This is a genomic window from Bacillus sp. FSL K6-1003, from assembly GCF_037964945.1.
GTDB lineage: Bacteria > Bacillota > Bacilli > Bacillales > Bacillaceae > Bacillus > Bacillus mojavensis.
The window spans coordinates 770,112-790,209 of the sequence record NZ_CP150176.1; the positions used below are offsets into that span (position 1 = coordinate 770,112).

Consider the following 20,098-nt stretch of genomic DNA (forward strand, 5'->3'; position numbering starts at 1 on the left):
CTCACCTTATTTGCGTATTGTACAGCTTCTCAAGTATAGAAAAAACAACGATCAGGCGTCAATCAGAGAAATGGAATAATCGTCACCATGAAAGGGAAATGTAGTCAGATAGAAAGCATTACATACGGAAAGGAATGGTTCGATGAAGGAAACAAGCCCGATTCCTCAGCCGAAGACGTTTGGACCGCTCGGCAATCTTCCTTTAATTGATAAAGATAAACCGACTCTGTCACTGATCAAATTGGCGGAAGAGCAAGGCCCTATTTTTCAAATTCACACACCGGCGGGTACGACAATTGTGGTGTCCGGCCATGAATTCGTGAAAGAAGTTTGTGATGAAGAGCGTTTCGATAAAAGCATTGAAGGCGCTTTGGAAAAGGTTCGCGCGTTTTCGGGTGACGGATTGTTTACAAGCTGGACGCACGAGCCCAACTGGAGAAAAGCGCACAACATTCTCATGCCGACGTTCAGCCAGCGGGCCATGAAGGATTATCATGAAAAAATGGTTGATATCGCTGTTCAGCTGATTCAAAAGTGGGCTCGGCTCAATCCGAATGAAGCAGTCGATGTTCCCGCTGATATGACCCGGCTGACATTGGACACGATTGGGTTATGCGGGTTTAACTATCGTTTTAACAGCTACTACAGAGAAACGCCTCATCCGTTTATCAACAGCATGGTGCGCGCGCTGGATGAAGCGATGCACCAGATGCAGCGGCTCGATGTTCAAGATAAACTCATGGTCAGAACAAAGCGCCAATTCCACCACGATATTCAAACGATGTTTTCGTTAGTCGACAGCATTATTGCGGAGCGCAAGGCGGATGGAGATCAGGATGAAAAAGATTTGCTCGCCCGGATGCTGAAGGTGGAAGATCCGGAGACCGGGGAGAAGCTTGATGATGAAAATATCCGTTTTCAGATCATTACATTTTTAATTGCCGGGCATGAAACAACGAGCGGCCTGCTGTCGTTTGCGATCTACTTTTTATTGAAGCATCCTGACAAACTGAAAAAGGCGTATGAAGAGGTCGACCGGGTGCTGACGGGTGCAGCGCCGACCTATAAACAAGTGCTCGAGCTGAAATACATACGGATGATTTTAAATGAATCACTGCGCTTATGGCCGACGGCTCCGGCTTTCAGTCTTTATCCGAAGGAAGATACGGTCATTGGCGGAAAATATCCGATCACAACCAAGGACAGAATTTCTGTCTTGATTCCGCAGCTTCACCGCGATCAAGACGCATGGGGAGAGGACGCTGAAGAATTTCGTCCAGAACGGTTCGAACATCAGGACCAAGTGCCTCATCATGCCTACAAGCCGTTTGGGAATGGACAGAGAGCCTGTATTGGCATGCAGTTTGCCCTGCATGAGGCTACGCTTGTGCTGGGCATGGTATTAAAATATTTTACTTTGATTGATCACGAGAATTACGAGCTTGATATCAAACAAACGCTGACACTTAAGCCCGGTGATTTTCACATCCGAGTTCAAACGCGAAATCAGGAAGCGATTCATGCCGGCGTCCCGTCGGAGGAAAAAGCGGCGCACGACGATGAACAAAAGAGCAAACAGGAAACGAAGAGTGCTTCGGTTATCGGTCTCAACAACCGGCCGCTACTCGTACTGTATGGCTCAGATACCGGCACCGCGGAAGGCGTCGCCCGGGAGCTTGCCGATACAGCGAGTCTTCACGGGGTAAGGACTGAGGTGGCGCCCTTGAACGATCAGATTGGAAAGCTGCCGAAAGAGGGAGCTGTTGTGATCGTCACCTCTTCCTATAATGGAAAACCGCCAAGCAATGCGGGTCAGTTTGTGCAGTGGCTTGACGAAATACAGCCAGGTGAGCTGGAGGGTGTCCATTATGCGGTGTTTGGCTGCGGAGATCATAACTGGGCAAGCACGTATCAGTACGTTCCGCGAACCATTGACGAGCAGCTAGCGGAAAAAGGGGCGACTCGTTTTTCTGCACGCGGAGAGGGCGATGTCAGCGGTGATTTTGAAGGACAGCTTGACCAGTGGAAAAAAAGCATGTGGTCGGACGCCATCAAAGCCTTCGGACTCGAACTTAATGAAAACGCTGATAAGGAGCGAAGCACGCTGAGCCTTCAGTTTGTCAGGGGGCTGGGAGAATCCCCATTAGCCCGGTCGTATGAAGCGGTTCACGCATCCATTGCGGAAAATCGAGAACTCCAGTCCGCAGACAGTGGCCGCAGCACCCGACATATCGAAATTGCGCTGCCTTCTGGCGTCGAATATCGGGAGGGCGATCACCTTGGCATTCTTCCAAGGAACAGCCGGACAAATGTCAGCCGGATTCTTCACAGATTCGGCTTAAAAGGAACGGACCAAGTTACACTGACGGCAAGCGGGCGCAGCTCCGGGCACCTGCCTTTGGATCGGCCTGTCAGCCTGCATGATCTGCTCAGCTACAGCGTTGAGGTGCAGGAAGCCGCAACCAGGGCGCAAATACGCGAGCTGGCCGCATTTACCGTCTGTCCGCCTCATAAACGTGAATTGGAAGATATGACGGAAGAGGGCGTTTATCAGGAACAAATTTTGAAAAAACGGATTTCCATGCTGGATCTGCTCGAGCAATATGAATCATGTGAAATGCCGTTTGAACGGTTTTTAGAGCTTTTACGCCCGTTAAAACCGCGGTATTATTCGATTTCAAGCTCCCCGCGGGTGAATCCGGAACAAGCCGCGATAACTGTAGGCGTTGTGCGTGGGCCGGCTTGGAGCGGCAGCGGCGAATATCGCGGAGTGGCATCGAATGACTTAGCGGAGCGGAAGGCGGGAGATGATGTCGTGATGTTTGTCCGCACGCCGGAATCCCGATTTCAGCTTCCGGAAGACCCTGAAACACCAATCATCATGGTGGGGCCGGGAACAGGGGTTGCGCCATTCCGCGGATTCCTGCAAGCCCGGTCAGCTTTAAAACGCGAGGGAAAAACGCTCGGCGAAGCCCATCTTTATTTTGGCTGCAGGAACGACCGCGATTTTATTTACCGAGATGAGCTTAAGCAGTTTGAACAAGACGGAATTGTTACTGTGCACACGGCTTTTTCCCGTAAAGAAGGCATACCGAAAACGTACGTTCAGCACCTCATGGAGGAGCATGCGGAAACCTTAATTTCGATCCTCGACCGCGGCGGCCGTCTTTATGTATGCGGTGACGGCAGCAGGATGGCGCCTGATGTGGAGGCCGCGCTGCAAAACGCGTATCAATCTGTTCATGGCACCAGTGAAGAAGAAGCGCAAAACTGGCTCAGACATCTGCAGGAAACGGGCATGTATGCAAAGGATGTCTGGTCGGGGATTTGATTATTTTTACAAAGGACTGGAGAGATCCAGTCCTTTTGTTATGTCCTTTTTAAAAAAATGTGATCTCGCTAAACGTCTGTGCATACAATAACCACAGTCCGCCTGAAGGGTGGGCTGTCCTTAAGACCTATTTTTCGTTTTTGCTAGTTTATGTTATTCTTATACTCGGTATCTATTTCTTTTTTTCCAAAAGCGGGCAGGACAAAAGAAACCTTTTTTATTTCCGAGAAAAAAGTGAAACGAATTGAGGGCTTCTTTCGTCCAGTGTTTGGTTTGAAATAGGTGTAATAGAAATGGTATGTGCAAAACGTAAATATCCCGGTATAGCGCGGTATATTTATTTGTTGTGTGATGCCTTGATTTTGTTTGGAAAGAAGGAATTGGAAGACAGGATAAAAGAGAAAGTAAAAGTAAATAAAGACTTAACGTGTTTAAGAAAGTAGAGGTTGCCATGAAGAAACTTTTTTCTTACAAACTTAGCTTTTTTGTGTTGGCTGTTATACTGTTTTGGGCAAAAACGTATTTATCCTACAAAACAGAGTTTAACCTTGGGGTAAAAGGCACAACCCAAGAAATCCTTTTGGTGTTTAACCCGTTCTCAAGCGCCGTCTTCTTTTTAGGACTGGCATTGCTTGCGAAAGGGCGAAAATCAGCTATTATCATGCTGATTATTGATTTTGTGATGACGTTCATTTTGTATGCAAATATTTTATTCTATCGTTTCTTTGATGATTTCTTAACGTTCCCGAACATTAAACAGTCCGGCAACGTCGGAAACATGGGCGACGGTATTTTCAGCATCATGGCCGGTCATGATATTTTCTATTTCTTAGATATTATCATCTTGATTGCGGTATTGATCTGGAGACCTGAATTCAAAGGATTTAAAATGAAAAAACGTTTTGCGTCTTTGGTGATTCTTTCCGGGGTCGCACTGTTTTTCATCAACCTGCATTTTGCGGAAAAAGACCGCCCGCAGCTGCTGACAAGAACGTTTGACCGCAATTATATCGTAAAATACTTAGGTCTTTACAATTACACCATTTATGACGGTGTGCAGACAGCTCAAACAGAAACGCAAAGAGCGTATGCAAGCAGCGATGATCTGACAAGTGTCGAGAATTACACGACGTCTCATTACGCGAAGCCGAACGCTGAGTACTTTGGGTCTGCCAAAGGCAAAAACATCATTAAGATTCACCTGGAAAGCTTCCAGTCGTTCCTGATTGATTACAAGCTGAACGGTGAAGAAGTTACGCCATTCTTAAATAAACTGGCCCACGGCGGCGAAGACGTCACGTACTTCGATAACTTCTTCCATCAGACAGGACAGGGGAAAACATCTGATGCCGAGCTGACAATGGATAACTCGATCTTCGGTCTTCCAGAAGGCTCCGCATTTGTAACAAAAGGCGAAAACACATACCAGTCGCTTCCTGCGATTTTGGATCAGAAGGAAGGCTATACTAGCGCCGTCCTGCATGGTGACTACAAATCGTTCTGGAACCGCGACCAAATTTACAAACATATCGGCTATGACAAATTTTTCGACGCAAGCACGTATGACATGTCAGAAGAAAACATCATTAATATGGGGCTCAAGGATAAGCCGTTCTTTACAGAATCGATTCCTAAACTTGAATCTCTGAAAAAGCCGTTTTACGCACATTTGATTACCTTGACAAACCATTATCCGTTTAACTTGGATGAAAAAGACGCGACGATTAAGAAAGCGACGACTGGCGATAATACAGTCGACAGCTATTTCCAGACTGCCCGTTACCTTGACGAGTCCCTTGAGCAATTCTTCAAGGAACTGAAGGAAGCAGGTCTGTATGACAACTCAGTCATCATGATTTACGGTGACCACAATGGTATCTCTGAAAACCATAACCGCGCGATGAAAGAAATTCTCGGAAAAGAGATCACAGATTATCAAAACGCGCAAAACCAGCGCGTGCCTCTGATGATCCGCATCCCTGGCAAAAAAGGCGGAGTGAACCATACGTATGGCGGTGAAATTGACGTTATGCCGACACTTCTTCACTTGCAAGGTATTGATTCTGAGAAATATATCAACTTCGGTACCGATTTATTCTCTAAAGACCACGACGAAACAGTGGCGTTTAGAAACGGCGACTTCGTAACGCCGAAGTACACATCTGTCGACAATATCATCTATGATACGAAGACAGGTAAAGAAGTAAAAGCGAATGAAGATACGAAGAACCTGAAAACAAGAGTGACACAGCAGCTGAAGCTTTCTGACAGTGTCCTTTACAAAGACCTGCTGAGATTCCACAAACTCAGTGACTTTAAAGCCGTTGATCCGTCTGATTATCATTACGGCAAGGAAAAAGATATCGAATAAGACAAAGAAGAGCCTTGAGCGGGCGTATTGCCGCGCTCAGGGCTCTTTTTTTGTGTGGTTACATAACCAAGTTGAAAAAATAGATTCCATTTGGTCACCAAGGCCGCCTCTCTCTCATATCATTACAGTAGATTTTGAAACCGGTATTGGAATCGGACAAATTATCGGGGAAATGCCTTGATAGATTGTAAGGAGGTACCAAGGTTTCGAACTCAATATTCATAGAGATGAGGGGTAGAGATGAAAGCGGTCATTCTCTGCGGCGGAAAAGGAACGAGAATGAGTGAGGTCACGAATGAACTTCCTAAACCGCTCGCCATGATAGGCGGAAAACCGATTCTATGGCATATTATGAAAATCTATCAGTACTACGGAGTGAACGAGTTTATTCTGCTTTTAGGCTACAAAGGAGAAAAAATCAAAGAATATTTTCTGAATTACGAATGGAAGCACAACAGCCTCACGCTCGACAGCTCTACAGGAGAGGTGCAGATGCTGGGACAGCCTGAAACGTGGAAAATTACGTTTTTGGAGACAGGGGAAGATACGCTGACAGCCGGAAGAATCTTGCAGGCGAAGGACTATATCGGCAATGAAACGTTTATGCTCACCTATGGGGACGGGCTGGCCAATATCAATCTTTTTCATCTCATCAGCTATCATCAGACAAAGGGTGCTGCTGCGACTGTCACCGGCATTGATAAAGTTTCGCAGTTCGGCACCTTGACGGTTGAGGATGGTATAGCGAAAACTTTTTCTGAAAAGACATCGAGTGACGGCATCATCAATGGCGGATTTTTCGTTCTCGATCCAAAGGTTTTCGATTATTTGCCGAAGGATGGGAACGCCATGTTCGAAGATGAACCGCTGAAAAACCTTGCGAAAGACGGTGAACTTGCCGTGTATCGCCATTACGGATTTTGGACGGCAATCGATACGTATAAAAATCTTTTGGAAGTCAACAAGATGTGGGATCAAGGACAACATGTATGGAAGGTATGGTGAACTGATTTGAGTTTCTGGAAAAATAAAAACGTATTTGTCACGGGTTGTACAGGTCTTTTAGGAAGCTATTTGGTGAAAGAGCTGATCGAACAGGGCGCAAACGTGACGGGGCTTGTCAGAGATCATGTGCCTCAGTCCAATCTTTATCAGGGAGAACATGTGAAGAAAATGAACATCGTGCAGGGCGCTCTTGAAGATTTGCCTGTGATTGAACGCGCGCTTGGAGAGTATGAAATCGATACGGTGTTTCACCTCGCTGCACAAGCGATTGTCGGCGTTGCGAACCGCAACCCGGTTTCCACCTTTGAGGCGAATATTCTCGGCACGTGGAATGTTCTTGAGGCCTGCCGGAAGCATCCGTTAATCAAGCGTGTCATTGTCGCGTCAAGCGATAAAGCATACGGCGATCAAGAAAACCTTCCGTACGATGAAGATATGCCGCTGCAAGGCAAGCATCCGTACGACGTATCGAAAAGCTGCGCGGATCTGATCAGCCATACGTATTTTCACACCTATGGCCTTCCGGTCTGTATTACGCGCTGCGGAAATCTGTACGGCGGAGGGGATTTGAACTTCAACCGTATCATTCCGCAGACGATTCAGCTTGTACTGAACGGGGAAGCTCCCGAAATCCGCAGCGACGGCACCTTTGTCCGCGACTATTTCTATATTGAAGATGCCGTTCAGGCTTACCTGCTTCTGGCGGAAAAAATGGAGGAACTCAATCTCGCCGGGGAAGCCTTTAACTTCAGCAATGAGATCCAGCTGACTGTGCTTGAATTAGTCGAAACAATATTAAAGAAAATGAACAGCAATCTGAAGCCAAAGGTGCTGAACCAGGGAAGCAATGAAATCAAACACCAATATTTATCCGCAGAAAAAGCGAGAAAGCTGCTAAATTGGACACCTGCTTACACCATTGATGAAGGACTTGAAAAAACCATTGGGTGGTATACAGAATTCTTCAAAAAGTAACGCGAAATGAGGTGAACATACCATGACGAGCGCCTATTGCACCGTTTTATCAAAAGGAAGATTATATCAGGCAGTCGCCTTATTTAAGTCTTTAGCGCAAGTCGATCAAGACAGCCCCATTTTTACGCTTTGTATGGATGATGACACGCACCGCGTATTGCAGAAATTGAATATGAAGCAGCTGACTCTTGTGCCGGTGGCAGCGCTTGAAAATGAAACGCTCCTGAAGCTGAAGGATACACGGGATCAAAGCGAGTACTGCTGGACGATGAAGCCGATCTTCTTGCAAGCTGTGCTGAACAGCAATCCCGAGCTGGAACGGGTGACGTATATTGACGGAGATTTATTTTTCTACACCGATCCGTCACCGATATTTACGAATCAGCCGGACTGCTCGGTGCTGCTTTCCCGGGGCGATATCATTATTCCTTCGTTTGAAAGAGAGCAAATTGATATGCTGCAGCGTCTGTTAGGCAGATATAACTCTGGCTTTATCAGCTTTAAACATGATAAAGCAGGGACGGATTGTTTGGAGTGGTGGAAGGAGCGCTGTCTTGAGGAATGTAAAAATGCGCCGGGTGAAGGGAAATTCGGGGATCAGGGCTATTTGGATTATATGTCTGAGCTGTTTCCGAATGTGTGTGACATTACGACACCAGGTGTGAACATCGGCCATTGGAATTACGGACAGCACACGTTTTGCTGGAAGGATGGCCGGATTGTATTGGAAGATGGAAATCCGCTGATCTTCTATCATTTCAGCGGATATCGAATCGTCAGCATCAATGAAATCAAACAGATTCACGAAACAACACGCACAGACCTGCCGTTTGTGCATGAGCTGTACCAGCAGACCCTGCCGCATATCATTCAGCATATCAAAGCGCTAGACCCTGAATTTAACGGTTTTGCTTCAAAAGATGATAACAAATAAATGATTAAATACAGGAAGTGAAAATGAAGTGAAAGCAAGCGTTATTATTCCTGCATATAATTCAAAGGAGCGCCTCTATAACAGTCTTCTGTCCTTAAACCAGCAGGAGTGCGCTGAAGAGTTTGAGGTCATCGTAGCGGATAATGGCTCTGAGGACGGGACGCTCTCGATGCTCAAATCGTTTCAAGCGGACTTTCCGTTGATTTTTGTACGGATTAAAGAAAACAGGGGCATTGCCTACGGAAGAAATCAGGCGGTCCGCAATGCCAGAGGAGATATTCTGATATTCCATGACAGCGATATGCTTGCTGCCAAGGATCTTGTGGCAAAGCATATCAAAGCGCATGAAAACGAAGAGAATCTTGTCGTGTGCGGTTTGTTTTGGAAAAGGATCTACAGCTATTATTATGAACGCTTTGAAGATGAACATAAGAAGCAGCTTGCAAAGTTATATGATGAAATGCCGAAAAAAGACAAACAAAAGCTTCTGTCAGAGGCGGATATCAAAAACGAAAGCTTCTTAAATCAAAGCTTTGACCTTGATACCGATTTTATTGACGTGCTGAAGCGGATACTGGATGAATACGGCGATGACTTAAAGGGCTACCATATGCCGTGGCGTTTTTTTATCACAAACAATTCATCAGTAAAACGAAAGCATGTGGCTGATCTCGGTTTGTTTGACGAAGGCATTGTACGGTACGGGTTCGAGGATTATGATCTTGGGATCAGGCTCCATCAGGCCGGACTGACGTTCAGACTGCATCGCGATATTGTCAGCGTTCATCAGGAGCACCCAAGCAATTGTCAGTCAGTAGACGATATCAGAACAAACATTGCCTATATGTGCGACAAATATAACAACATTCAGTCATTAGATGTTCATCTTGCCTTTAACGGCCCATTCCCTCCAGACATGACCAACAGGATCATGTCTGATATACACAAACTGCTGGACTCGAAGAAATACGACATGCTGCTGCATCTGTTTCTTGAGCTGCTCCATGTCGTGAAGGATCGCAATCTGGATCCGGATTGGCAGAAAAAAACACCGAGGGTGACTGCGAAAAACTTTGATTTGCAAGCCGTTAAAAAGCTTCTGCCAAAAGCGAAGAAGAAGCTTGGCGTGAACGATTTTTCTAATGCACTGTATGCGCTTGTCAATGATTTACTGCACGTGGATCTTAGATAAATGGATGTGGTATGGTGAGTCAATTTCATTTTTCAACAATAGTGTCAAGGACGCATATCTTTAAACTGATGCCTATGATTCATTCCCTCCATGAGCATTGTGATGATTTTCATTTATATGTGCTGTGTGTTGATCAGAAGGCATATGAATTGCTTCAGCACGTGCCATGGGAGCATGTCACCTTTGTGCAGCTTCATGAAATGGAAGATCCGGAGCTATTGGAAGCGAAAAGCAACAGAACGTTCCATGAGTATTGCTGGACACTGAAGCCCGCATTTTTGTTCCATGTCATGAGCCAGTGGGATGACGCCGAATATTATGCCCATATGGATACCGATCTGTTTTTCTTTTCTGATCCAGCGCGCATTTTTGCCGAAAACCCGGCGGCTGCTCTGTATTTGACCGATCATCGCAACTCGCCGCGGTTCATGTCTTATTATGAGCGAACCGGACGTTTTAACACAGGCTTTGTCGGCGCCCGGAATACAGAAGAAGCTTATAAAGCGGTATGGCAATGGAGACAGGATTGCATTGAATATTGCACGGTGGAAATGAATACGGAAAGAAAGACGTACGGAGATCAAAGGTATGTGGAGAAGTGGCCGGCGCAGTATCAGGGTGTGCATGTTGTCAAATCAACCGGAGTCAATACGGCGCTTTGGAATATAGAAAATTATAAGGTGACTCAAAAGAACGGCCGCGTTTATCTAGATGAAACGCCGCTGATTTTCTATCATTTCTCCGGGTTTACGTTGGTGACGGAGAACGAATTTAATCTTTGCTGGTATTACCGCATTGAAGACGAAGCGGCCATTGAAATGATTTATATGCCGTATGTGTTAAATCTGAAAAGGTGGATTGACGAAATACAGACGGCATTTCCGGACTTTGCCGACGGCTTTATCCCGAAACACGCGGTGCCGGACACTCATTTTATACAGCTTGATTAAAAAACCCCTGCCGCCCGGCAGGGGTTTTTTCAGCTATGCCATTCTCTCAGTTTCTGGTCACTCGGCAAAAGAAACGCGAGGATGCCAAGAATCGGGAGAAACGCGATGGCAATCATGGTCGGGGTCAGTCCCGCGGCGTCAATCAGAGCACCAAGCGCCACAGCGCCGATTGCTCCCATACCGAAGGCAAGGCCGACGGTTAAACCGGACATCGTGCCGATTTTTCCGGGGACAAGCTCCTGTGCATACACAACCGTTACGGAAAAGCTCGACATGAGAACCAAGCCGATCAAAGCGAGTACGCCATAGGCCAGAACCGGGCCGGCAAATGGAAGCAGAATCGCCAGCGGCGCAGAGCACAGCAGCGAGCAGAGAATGACGAATCGTTTTCCGAAACGGTCTGCGAGCGGGCCGCCGAGAAAGGTTCCGACAGCGCCAAACAGCAAAAAGACGAAAATATAGCTCTGAGCCTGCTGAATGCTTACGTGATATGTATTCATCGCATAAAACGTGTAAAAGTTGCCGATCGCACTCGTATACCAAGAACGCGCGAAAATCAAAAAGATAATAATAATAAGAGCAGATATAACGGACTTGGTGACAGACGAGTTTTGTACAGCGGCTCTCTTTTGGGTGCCCTGCTTCTGTGCAAGACTACCGAGCCGAGCGGCGTACCATTTTGCAATATAAAGCAGAAACATAACTGCGAGCGCGGCAACTAGTGTAAACCAGACAGCACCGAATTGTCCGAGCGGAACAAGGATCAGCGCGGTAATCAGGGGTGCCATCGCTTGGCCTGAGTTTCCTCCGACCTGATAAATGGACTGGGCAAGCCCGCGTTTTGTGCCGGCGGCCATATAAGCCACACGGGAGCCTTCCGGATGAAAAATAGCGGAGCCTAATCCGATAAAAAACACACAGCACAAGATCGTCATAAATGACGGGGCAAATGCAAGGCCCAATATGCCGAGCATGCTGGCAGTCAGCCCGATCGGCAGGGCGTACGGCCGCGGCCGTTTATCCGTATACCAGCCGACAACAGGCTGCATGACGGATGACACCATGTTTAACGTGAAAGCGATGATGCCGAGCTGTGTGAATGTCAAGCTCATGGAGCGTTCCAAAATCGGAAACATGGCCGGAATCACAGCCTGCAGCGAATCGTTGAGCATGTGGCAGATTCCGATGATCATCAAGATCGGATACACGGTGGTGCCGGGTTTTTGAACAGGTTTTTCTTTAAGCGGGGCGGCAATAGCCAAATGATTCTCCTCCTAACATATATAACCAGTGCATACCACCATATTATTCATAAGGTGAAGGATTTATCAACAGGAAAAAAGACTCCTTCTGGAAGGGAAGCAGCACCTGCCGCTTAACAGTTGATGATTGTGTTTTCGATTTTGAGAATATGATATAGCTCTTCAAGCTTACGGATGTGATACGTCGGCACAACCTCTGTTTCATTGACATTCATGCCAGGGTTAAGCCAGCACGTATCAATTCCGGCGAGCTGTCCGCCTTTGATGTCCGCTGTCAGCGAATCGCCGATGAGTAAGGTGTGCTCCGCTGAAAAATGGGGAATCCGTTCGAACACATAGTCGAAGTACTCTTTCATCGGTTTTTGGAAACCTGTGTCTTCAGAAACGAAAATGTCCTTGAAGAACGGAAATAATCCTGAATCTCTGAGACGCTTATATTGAGTTCTGGAAACGCCGTTTGTCACGATATACAAATCAAAATGCTGTTCCAGTTTTGTGATGAGATCAAATGCCCCGTCCATAAGCTGGTGCCCTTCTTCAAGAAAGCTGCGATATTTCTGGTCTAGCAGCACTCCGTCTGCTTCATAGCCATATTCCTTGAACAAAGCGGAAAAGCGGGTGGTCATCACTTCATCGCGAGTCATGTTTCCTCCTTCAAAAGCTCTCCAGAGGCCTTGATTAATTGTTCGATAACGGGACTCCATTTCATCGGTAAGAGGGATGTTCTGATCTTCAAACAGCAGGCGGAGCGCTGATTTTTCTGCTGCTGTAAAATCCAAAATGGTATTATCTACATCGAATAATAAAGTGCGGTATGGTTTCAAGGCTTGTCTTCCTTTCTGTATGTGTACTCAAAGTATAGCACACGCCAAAACGAAAAAAGCCGGCGGATTGGACGTTTAAAATGTCCGCACCGACGGCTTATCATTATTTGTTTAATAAGCTGTGTTTTTTTGCATAAAGGAAATAAACGAGCGTTCCGACGGCGATCCAGATAACAAATGAAAGCCATGTGATGCCTGGAAGGCTGTACATAAACCAAAGGCATATTCCAGCACTGATGATTGGCACAACCGGAACGAAAGGCACCCTGAAGGAGGCTTTGATTTCCGGATGTTTCTTTCTTAACACAATAACAGCGATCGAAATGACTGTAAATGCCGCAAGCGTCCCCATGTTTACAAGGTGCGCAAGTGTGCCGAGATTAATGAACCCTGCGATTCCCGCCGCGACGATTCCTGTCAGCCATGTGTTTCGGAACGGCGTTTTGAATGACGGATGAATTTTTGCGAACAAACCCGGCAATAGACCGTCTCTGCTCATGGCAAAGGTTAAACGGACCTGGGCGTACAGCAATGCGAGCATCACTGTTGTAATTCCGATGATGGCACCGACAGAAATAATTCCCGCAACCGCATCCTGGCCGACGAATTTAAGCGCAAAGGAAACCGGATCACCGACATTTAATTTGGCATAAGGCATCATCCCTGTCAAAACAAGCGATACCGTGATGTACAAAATGGTACAGACGGCCAGAGCTGAAATGATGCCGATCGGCATGTTTTTTTGCGGATGCTTCACTTCTTCTGAAGCGTTGGATACCGCGTCAAATCCGAGATACGCGAAGAAAACCGTTGCCGCGCTGACAATGACGCCTTTCATTCCAAACGGCATAAAAGGCGTCCAGTTATCAGGTTTGACATAACCGAAGCCGACAATAATGAACAATAAAATGATTCCAATTTTCATCAGCACAATCACGTTGTTGAAGCGTGTGCTTTCTTTGACGCCTCTGCTGACAATTGCAGTGATGATGAGAATAATGACCGCAGCCGGAAGGTTAAACACGGCACCCGGCGTACTTCCCGGAGCTCCTGCCAGCGCAGCAGGAATATGATAGTTGAAGCCGGCGAGCAGCGATTGAAAGTATGACGACCAGCCCGTGGCAACCGCCGACAGCGCAATGACATATTCAAGCATGAGATCCCAACCGATTAAAAAGGCGAGCAGCTCTCCAAGTGTGATATAGGAGTATGAGTACACGCTTCCCGAGATTGGTATCGAAGACGAAAACTCAGCATAACAGAAGGCGGCAAGCGCACAGGCAAGGCCCGCTAAAATAAACGATAAGATTAGGGCGGGACCGGCACCGGTCGCGGCCACTGTTCCTGTAATAACGAAGATCCCAGTGCCGATGACACACCCGATACCGAGAAGTGTTAAATCAAATGCGCTTAAAGTACGAGCGAGGCTGTTGGATTGGCTCTGCGCATTTAATGTTTCAAGCGGTTTTTTTCTAAATAATGAACTCATGAAAAGTTCCTCCTGAAGATTTCAAAATATTCTAATCATTATATACATTTCTTGTTGTATTATATTGTCGAAATTTGACACAGTCAATCATATATTTTTCTGCTTTAAACGATAGAAGCTAAAAAGCGTTGTCGTATCATAATATAGTAATTTTTACAAAGGGGATATTGAATTTTGCTGATGGTGAACCGATAGAAATGATAGATTGGCCATATTTTGATTTGCTGGTAAAAAGGAGATGCTGACCATGTTTCAATATGAAGAATTAAACAAACAATTTATTGGCGGAAAATGGCAGGAGGGCAGCAGCCCAAATGTATTGGAAAACAAAAATCCTTATACTCAAAAAACAATCACATCCTTTCAAAAAGCGACAGCTGATGATGTAGATGAAGCGTACCGAGCAGCGGCTTTGGCAAAGAAAAAATGGGATGCGGTCAACCCATTCGAGAAAAGAGCAATCTTAGAAAAAGCCGTTACGTATATTGAAGAGAATGAAGAAGCCATCATTTATTTGATTATGGAAGAGCTGGGCGGAACAAGGCTGAAAGCAGCTTTTGAAATCGGACTCGTGAAAAACATCATCAAAGAAGCGGCGACGTTCCCTGTCCGCATGGAAGGGAAAATCCTTCCTTCTACAATAGACGGCAAGGAAAACAGATTATATCGCGTGCCGGCAGGCGTTGTCGGTGTCATCAGTCCTTTTAACTTCCCATTCTTTTTATCTATGAAATCAGTAGCCCCGGCACTGGGAGCAGGCAATGGCGTCGTTTTGAAGCCGCACGAAGAAACACCGATTTGCGGCGGTACGCTGATTGCGAAGATTTTTGAAAATGCGGGCGTTCCGGAAGGACTGCTGAATGTTGTTGTCACTGACATCGCAGAAATCGGTGACAGCTTTGTCGAACACCCGGTGCCGCGGATCATCTCATTTACAGGCTCTACGAAAGTGGGCAGTTACATCGGCCAGCTTGCGATGAAGCACTTTAAAAAGCCGCTTCTTGAGCTTGGCGGAAACAGCGCCTTTATCGTGCTTGAAGATGCGGATATCGAATATGCAGTCAATGCGGCAGTGTTCAGCAGATTTACCCATCAAGGACAGATCTGTATGTCAGCCAATCGCGTACTGGTTCACTCATCAATTTATGATCAATTCCTTGAGCTGTATCAGGCAAAAGTGGAATCGCTGAAAGTCGGCGATCCGATGGACCCTGATACGATTATCGGACCTTTAATCAACAGCAGGCAGACTGACGGTTTAATGAAATCTGTTGAGAAAGCGATTGAAGAAGGAGCTGTTCCGGTGAAGCTAGGCGGATTTAACGGAACGATCGTGGAGCCGACCATCTTAAAAGACGTGAAACCGTTTATGAGCATTGCTAAGGAAGAGCTGTTCGGGCCAGTCGTCTCCTTCATGACATTTGATTCAGAAGACGAAGCGGTGGATATTGCAAACGATACCCCGTTTGGCTTAAGCGGAGCCGTACATACCTCCAACCTTGAACGCGGTGTGGCTTTTGCGAAACGCATTGAAACAGGCATGATTCACGTGAATGACACGACAATTAATGATGAACCAAATGTGGCATTCGGCGGTGAAAAGCAATCTGGCCTCGGCCGATTAAATGGCGAATGGAGTCTTGAAGAATTTACGACACTGAAATGGATTTCAGTTCAGCACGAAAAACGCAGCTTCCCTTACTAATAAAAGGAGTGATTGGAATTGAGCATAAGAACAGAAAATGAAACAGCAGATCTTCTAGACGCATTTGTAAAAGTAGCCCCTTTTTTAAACAGCCTGGTTCAGGATGATATTACAATCGGCATTTATGATACAGAGAAATTGCTGGTCAATATTCCCGCAAAAACCTTCTCCCTTAACGTAAAAGCCGGAGATCCGCTGCAAGAAGGAGATATCATCACAGACGCGATCCGCAGCAATCAGAAAAAAACGAGCATGGTGCCGAAGGAATTGTTCGGTTTCCCATTGATCGCACGAGCCATCCCGCTTCATGACCAGAACGGAAGAGTGATTGGAGGAGTGGGCCTCGGCACGAGCCTTGAGGAGTCCTCTAAGCTTCATGATGTAGCGGAAAGCTTATCGGCTGTCGTTGAACAAACGGCTGCGGCCATTTCCGATATTTCTGACTCCATTAACGGATTCTCATCGCAAATGTCGGGCATTTCCTCACAAGCGAAAAAGGTAAGCGAAAGCGCGGGAGAAATCGCCGATATTTCAGTAACCGTGAAAGGCATTTCTGATCAGAGCAATCTGCTCGGTTTAAATGCTGCGATTGAAGCCGCACGGGCAGGGGAGTCCGGAAAAGGCTTTTCTGTCGTAGCCGATGAAATCAGAAAGCTTGCGACGCATTCGAAAGAAAATGTCGGCCAGATCGATCAGATCACGAAAAAAATCCACAGCCTGTTAAAAGGGCTAGAAGAATCGATTGAATCGATTAATCAGCATACTGACGGACAAGCTGCGGCTGTTGAACAGATTTCCGCCACGATGCAGGAGATCTCAGGCAGTGCGCAGCATCTCGCTAAAATGGCAGAAAAAGCGCTTGAAGAAGAGTAAGAGACTGGGGACAGAGTCCCCGGTCTTTTTTTCTGTACGGTACTTCCATGAAATTTGTCTGCTCTTTTACTAGTTTTATTCCAGCGGCTGATTTAAAATGTACACATGAACTTACGTGAGGATTGATAGGAACCATGAGCATATTAAAAGCGGAGAACCTTTACAAAACATACGGAGATAAGACGTTATTTGACCATATCTCCTTTCATATTGAAGAGAATGAGAGAATCGGATTAATCGGGCCGAACGGCACCGGAAAATCAACGCTGCTGAAAGTGATTGCCGGCTTGGAATCTGTTGAAGAAGGCGACATCGCCAAATCCGGCAGCGTGCATGTTGAATTTCTTCATCAGGACCCGCAGCTGCCTGCTGGACAAACTATTCTGGAGCATATTTATTCAGGTGAATCGGCTGTCATGAGAACGCTCCGTGAATACGAAAAGGCGCTCTATGAGCTGGGAGAAGACCCGGAAGATGAAAAACGCCAGAAACACCTGCTGGCGGCGCAGGCGAAAATGGATGCAAACAACGCGTGGGATGCGAATACCTTGGCGAAAACGGTGTTATCGAAGCTGGGAGTAACTGACGTGACAAAGCCTGTGAACGAGCTCTCAGGCGGACAGAAAAAACGGGTGGCGATTGCGAAAAACTTAATTCAACCCGCTGATCTTCTGATTTTAGACGAGCCGACGAACCATTTGGATAATGAAACGATTGAATGGCTTGAAGGGTATTTGGCGCAATATCCAGGCGCCGTCATGCTGGTGACGCACGACAGGTACTTCTTAAACCGCGTGACAAACCGCATTTATGAGCTTGAACGGGGCAGTCTTTATACCTACAAAGGCAACTATGAAGTCTTTTTGGAAAAGCGCGCGGAACGGGAAGCGCAGGCTGAGCAAAAAGAAACGAAGCGGCAAAATCTGCTGCGCCGTGAACTGGCCTGGCTCAGACGCGGAGCGAAAGCACGCTCCACAAAACAAAAGGCGAGAATCGGCAGGGTAGAGTCGCTTAAGGAGCAGAAGGGCCCTCAGTCAGCCGGCTCGCTCGACTTTGCGATTGGCTCCCACCGTCTTGGAAAGCAAGTAATCGAAGCGGAGAACGTGATGATCGCTTACGGAGGAAACGTACTCGTCGATCGATTCAATGAACTGGTCATACCGGGTGAACGAATCGGGATCATCGGGCCGAATGGCATCGGAAAAACAACGCTGTTAAACAGCCTTGCCGGACGAATCACTCCTGACGGCGGGCATATTACGATCGGCCAGACAGTACGAATCGGCTACTATACCCAGGATCACAGTGAAATGAACGGTGAGCTGAAGGTGATTGAATATATTAAAGAAACAGCGGAAGTCGTGAAAACAGAGGACGGCGATATCGTCACCGCTGAACAAATGCTTGAGCGCTTCCTCTTCCCGCGCTCCATGCAGCAAACCTATATCCGCAAGCTGTCCGGCGGAGAAAAGCGGCGCTTATACTTGCTTCAGGTTCTGATGCAGGAGCCGAATGTGCTGTTTCTCGATGAGCCGACGAACGACTTGGATACAGAAACGTTAAGCGTGCTTGAGGATTATATTGAACAGTTCCCTGGCGTTGTCATCACCGTATCCCATGACCGCTACTTCCTTGACCGCGTCGTAGACCGTTTGATTGTCTTTGAAGGAAATGGCGTGATTTCTCGCTTCCAAGGCTCCTACAGTGACTATATGGAGCAGGCCAAAGCAAGAAAAATGGCTGAAAAACCCGCAGCTGAAGTCAAAACAGCTGAAGCGGAACCGAAGAAAAAACGGAAAAAGCTTTCTTACAAAGATCAGCTTGAATGGGACGGCATTGAAGATAAAATTGCCGAGCTTGAAGAAAAGCATGAACAGCTCGAAGTGGATATCGCTGCGGCGGGCAGTGATTTCGGGAAAATTCAAGAGCTGATGGCCGAGCAGGCAAAAACAGCGGAAGAGCTTGAGGCAGCGATGGATCGCTGGACAGAATTGTCCCTCATGATAGAAGAGCTGGAAAGCTAAAAAAGTGCGGCCTGCTGTAGGCCGCACTTTTTTTCACATAATGTACAAAAACGAAACAGCCAGCTTATGATAGGATGGAATTGTGTGTCAGCGGCACATGGAAAACTAACGGAGATGATGAAGTATGACATGGGCTATCGTGATGTTAATCCTCATGAGTCTGGTGAAAATCGTTTTAACCTGCCTTCCAACAGGCGTCATAGAATGGCTGCTTAGCAAATTCGAGGTGCACGCCAAGGTGAACAACGAAGATGCTGTTCTCTCTGTAGATGGAAAACGTCTCGAGGGTGAAGAAAAAAGGAACATGATTGATCAATTTAACGAAGCTGTCTTCCTGGAGAAATATTATATTTACCCAGGCGACGAAGAGCGTTATTTATACCCTGAAAACGGCGGAACACCGCTTGTGATAGATACGAAAAAAGGCAAAAAAGATGTAAAGCTGTTTGTATACAGCTACGACGACCATATCGACGTCGTGAAACAGTATAAGAAGAAAGTCATTGCGTATCGATTGCTTTCTGAAAGCATGCAAAAGCAGTCTTTGTCAGTGACAGGGAGCTTAGCTTAAAAATAGGCTAATGAAGGACGGGTGCTTTACGTACTCGTCTTTTTTATTGCATTTCAAAACTTAACGTTTACGTTAAGGTGTAAAAGGTGTATAATGATTACAGAAACGGCGAAGGGGGATTTACCTTGGAATGGATGAAGATTGATCAAGTTGCCAAAAGAAGCGGGCTGACAAAGCGAACCATTCGGTTTTATGAAGAAATCGGCTTAATTCCAGCACCGAAACGGACGGACGGCGGCGTAAGACTTTATTCAGAGGATGATATGGAGGAGCTTGAGAAAGTGATCAGCACAAAGGAAGTGCTTGGCTTTTCCCTTCAGGAGCTTCAGCATTTCATGGAAACCAGCCGCCAGCTAGAGTTAAACAAAGAGGGGTATTTGTTGTCACTGGATCCAAAGGAACGGAAAGAGAAGCTGGAGGAAATTCAGGAAACGCTGAATCACCAGCTGGATTTGATTGATGAAAAAATCCGCACATTCCAAAGCTTTAAGGAACGTCTGCACGGAATGAAAAACAAAGCGGAGCGTGCCATTCAATCAATCGAATGAGAAGTTTGCAAAACGCTATTTTTGTAGCGTTTCTTTTAATGGAA

The 20,098-nt window shown here is 46.5% G+C and carries 15 protein-coding genes; 12 read left to right on the top strand and 3 right to left on the bottom strand.

All coding sequences use genetic code 11. The features are described 5' to 3' along the window. The first annotated feature begins 142 nt into the window (after positions 1 to 142). The 7 genes from NSU16_RS03925 to NSU16_RS03955 all read left to right on the top strand — a co-directional run bounded on the left by NSU16_RS03925 (position 143) and on the right by NSU16_RS03955 (position 10,758). Entirely contained in the window at positions 143 to 3,331 is a 3,189-nt protein-coding gene (locus tag NSU16_RS03925) for a bifunctional cytochrome P450/NADPH--P450 reductase (protein WP_339192145.1), read from the top strand. Positions 3,332 to 3,782: 451 nt separating this feature from the next. After that, positions 3,783 to 5,702, top strand: a complete 1,920-nt coding sequence (gene ltaS1, locus NSU16_RS03930; RefSeq protein WP_010333330.1) for a lipoteichoic acid synthase LtaS1 — start codon at positions 3,783 to 3,785, stop codon at positions 5,700 to 5,702. A gap of 240 nt (positions 5,703 to 5,942) precedes the next feature. Then, positions 5,943 to 6,707 (top strand): glucose-1-phosphate cytidylyltransferase, encoded by a 765-nt coding sequence (locus NSU16_RS03935; RefSeq protein ID WP_010333331.1) that lies wholly within the window; start codon positions 5,943 to 5,945, stop codon positions 6,705 to 6,707. A 6-nt stretch (positions 6,708 to 6,713) separates the two neighbouring features. After that, a complete protein-coding gene (locus NSU16_RS03940) occupies positions 6,714 to 7,682 on the top strand; it encodes a GDP-mannose 4,6-dehydratase (protein ID WP_168747168.1) in 969 nt (322 codons plus the stop codon). A gap of 22 nt (positions 7,683 to 7,704) precedes the next feature. Continuing rightward, a complete protein-coding gene (locus tag NSU16_RS03945) occupies positions 7,705 to 8,616 on the top strand; it encodes a putative nucleotide-diphospho-sugar transferase (protein ID WP_339192146.1) in 912 nt (303 codons plus the stop codon). Positions 8,617 to 8,644: 28 nt separating this feature from the next. Beyond that, complete coding sequence (locus NSU16_RS03950; RefSeq protein ID WP_010333334.1) at positions 8,645 to 9,808, top strand: glycosyltransferase family 2 protein; 1,164 nt, start codon at positions 8,645 to 8,647, stop codon at positions 9,806 to 9,808. A gap of 14 nt (positions 9,809 to 9,822) precedes the next feature. Beyond that, a complete protein-coding gene (locus tag NSU16_RS03955; RefSeq protein WP_326226327.1) occupies positions 9,823 to 10,758 on the top strand; it encodes a putative nucleotide-diphospho-sugar transferase in 936 nt (311 codons plus the stop codon). Between the two features lie 29 nt (positions 10,759 to 10,787). Here NSU16_RS03955 and NSU16_RS03960 read toward each other — a convergent pair whose 3' ends face one another. From NSU16_RS03960 to NSU16_RS03970, 3 genes are all read right to left on the bottom strand, one after another. Further along, entirely contained in the window at positions 10,788 to 12,020 is a 1,233-nt protein-coding gene (locus NSU16_RS03960) for an MFS transporter (RefSeq protein ID WP_339192147.1), read from the bottom strand. A 113-nt stretch (positions 12,021 to 12,133) separates the two neighbouring features. Next, positions 12,134 to 12,844, bottom strand: a complete 711-nt coding sequence (locus NSU16_RS03965; protein ID WP_268446579.1) for a YjjG family noncanonical pyrimidine nucleotidase — start codon at positions 12,842 to 12,844, stop codon at positions 12,134 to 12,136. A 103-nt stretch (positions 12,845 to 12,947) separates the two neighbouring features. Further along, a complete protein-coding gene (locus tag NSU16_RS03970; protein ID WP_010333339.1) occupies positions 12,948 to 14,333 on the bottom strand; it encodes an amino acid permease in 1,386 nt (461 codons plus the stop codon). A gap of 247 nt (positions 14,334 to 14,580) precedes the next feature. Here NSU16_RS03970 and yfmT point away from each other — a divergent pair, with 247 nt between their 5' ends. The 5 genes from yfmT to NSU16_RS03995 all read left to right on the top strand — a co-directional run bounded on the left by yfmT (position 14,581) and on the right by NSU16_RS03995 (position 20,054). Further along, the gene (gene yfmT / locus NSU16_RS03975) at positions 14,581 to 16,038 is read left to right on the top strand and encodes a benzaldehyde dehydrogenase (protein WP_151174825.1); all 1,458 of its coding nucleotides are present in this window, start codon (positions 14,581 to 14,583) and stop codon (positions 16,036 to 16,038) included. 12 nt (positions 16,039 to 16,050) lie between these two features. Continuing rightward, positions 16,051 to 16,911, top strand: coding sequence for a methyl-accepting chemotaxis protein (locus tag NSU16_RS03980; protein WP_339192148.1), 861 nt, complete (start codon positions 16,051 to 16,053; stop codon positions 16,909 to 16,911). Positions 16,912 to 17,045: 134 nt separating this feature from the next. Continuing rightward, positions 17,046 to 18,935 carry an ABC-F family ATP-binding cassette domain-containing protein gene (locus tag NSU16_RS03985; protein WP_339192149.1) on the top strand — a complete coding sequence of 630 codons (1,890 nt, stop codon included), beginning with the start codon at positions 17,046 to 17,048 and terminating at the stop codon, positions 18,933 to 18,935. 124 nt (positions 18,936 to 19,059) lie between these two features. Then, positions 19,060 to 19,506 (top strand): YfmQ family protein, encoded by a 447-nt coding sequence (locus NSU16_RS03990; RefSeq protein ID WP_268446581.1) that lies wholly within the window; start codon positions 19,060 to 19,062, stop codon positions 19,504 to 19,506. 125 nt (positions 19,507 to 19,631) lie between these two features. Next, positions 19,632 to 20,054, top strand: a complete 423-nt coding sequence (locus tag NSU16_RS03995) for a MerR family transcriptional regulator (protein ID WP_339192150.1) — start codon at positions 19,632 to 19,634, stop codon at positions 20,052 to 20,054. Positions 20,055 to 20,098: the final 44 nt, after the last annotated feature.

Excerpts from the sequence above, each read along its gene's own strand:
- yfmT (WP_151174825.1), top strand. The coding sequence starts at position 14,581 with ATGTTTCAATATGAAGAATTAAACAAACAATTTATTGGCGGAAAATGG.
- ltaS1 (WP_010333330.1), top strand. The coding sequence starts at position 3,783 with ATGAAGAAACTTTTTTCTTACAAACTTAGCTTTTTTGTGTTGGCTGTT.
- NSU16_RS03935 (WP_010333331.1), top strand. The coding sequence starts at position 5,943 with ATGAAAGCGGTCATTCTCTGCGGCGGAAAAGGAACGAGAATGAGTGAG.
- NSU16_RS03945 (WP_339192146.1), top strand. The coding sequence starts at position 7,705 with ATGACGAGCGCCTATTGCACCGTTTTATCAAAAGGAAGATTATATCAG.
- NSU16_RS03985 (WP_339192149.1), top strand. The coding sequence starts at position 17,046 with ATGAGCATATTAAAAGCGGAGAACCTTTACAAAACATACGGAGATAAG.
- NSU16_RS03990 (WP_268446581.1), top strand. The coding sequence starts at position 19,060 with ATGACATGGGCTATCGTGATGTTAATCCTCATGAGTCTGGTGAAAATC.
- NSU16_RS03970 (WP_010333339.1), bottom strand. The coding sequence starts at position 14,333 with ATGAGTTCATTATTTAGAAAAAAACCGCTTGAAACATTAAATGCGCAG.
- NSU16_RS03925 (WP_339192145.1), top strand. The coding sequence starts at position 143 with ATGAAGGAAACAAGCCCGATTCCTCAGCCGAAGACGTTTGGACCGCTC.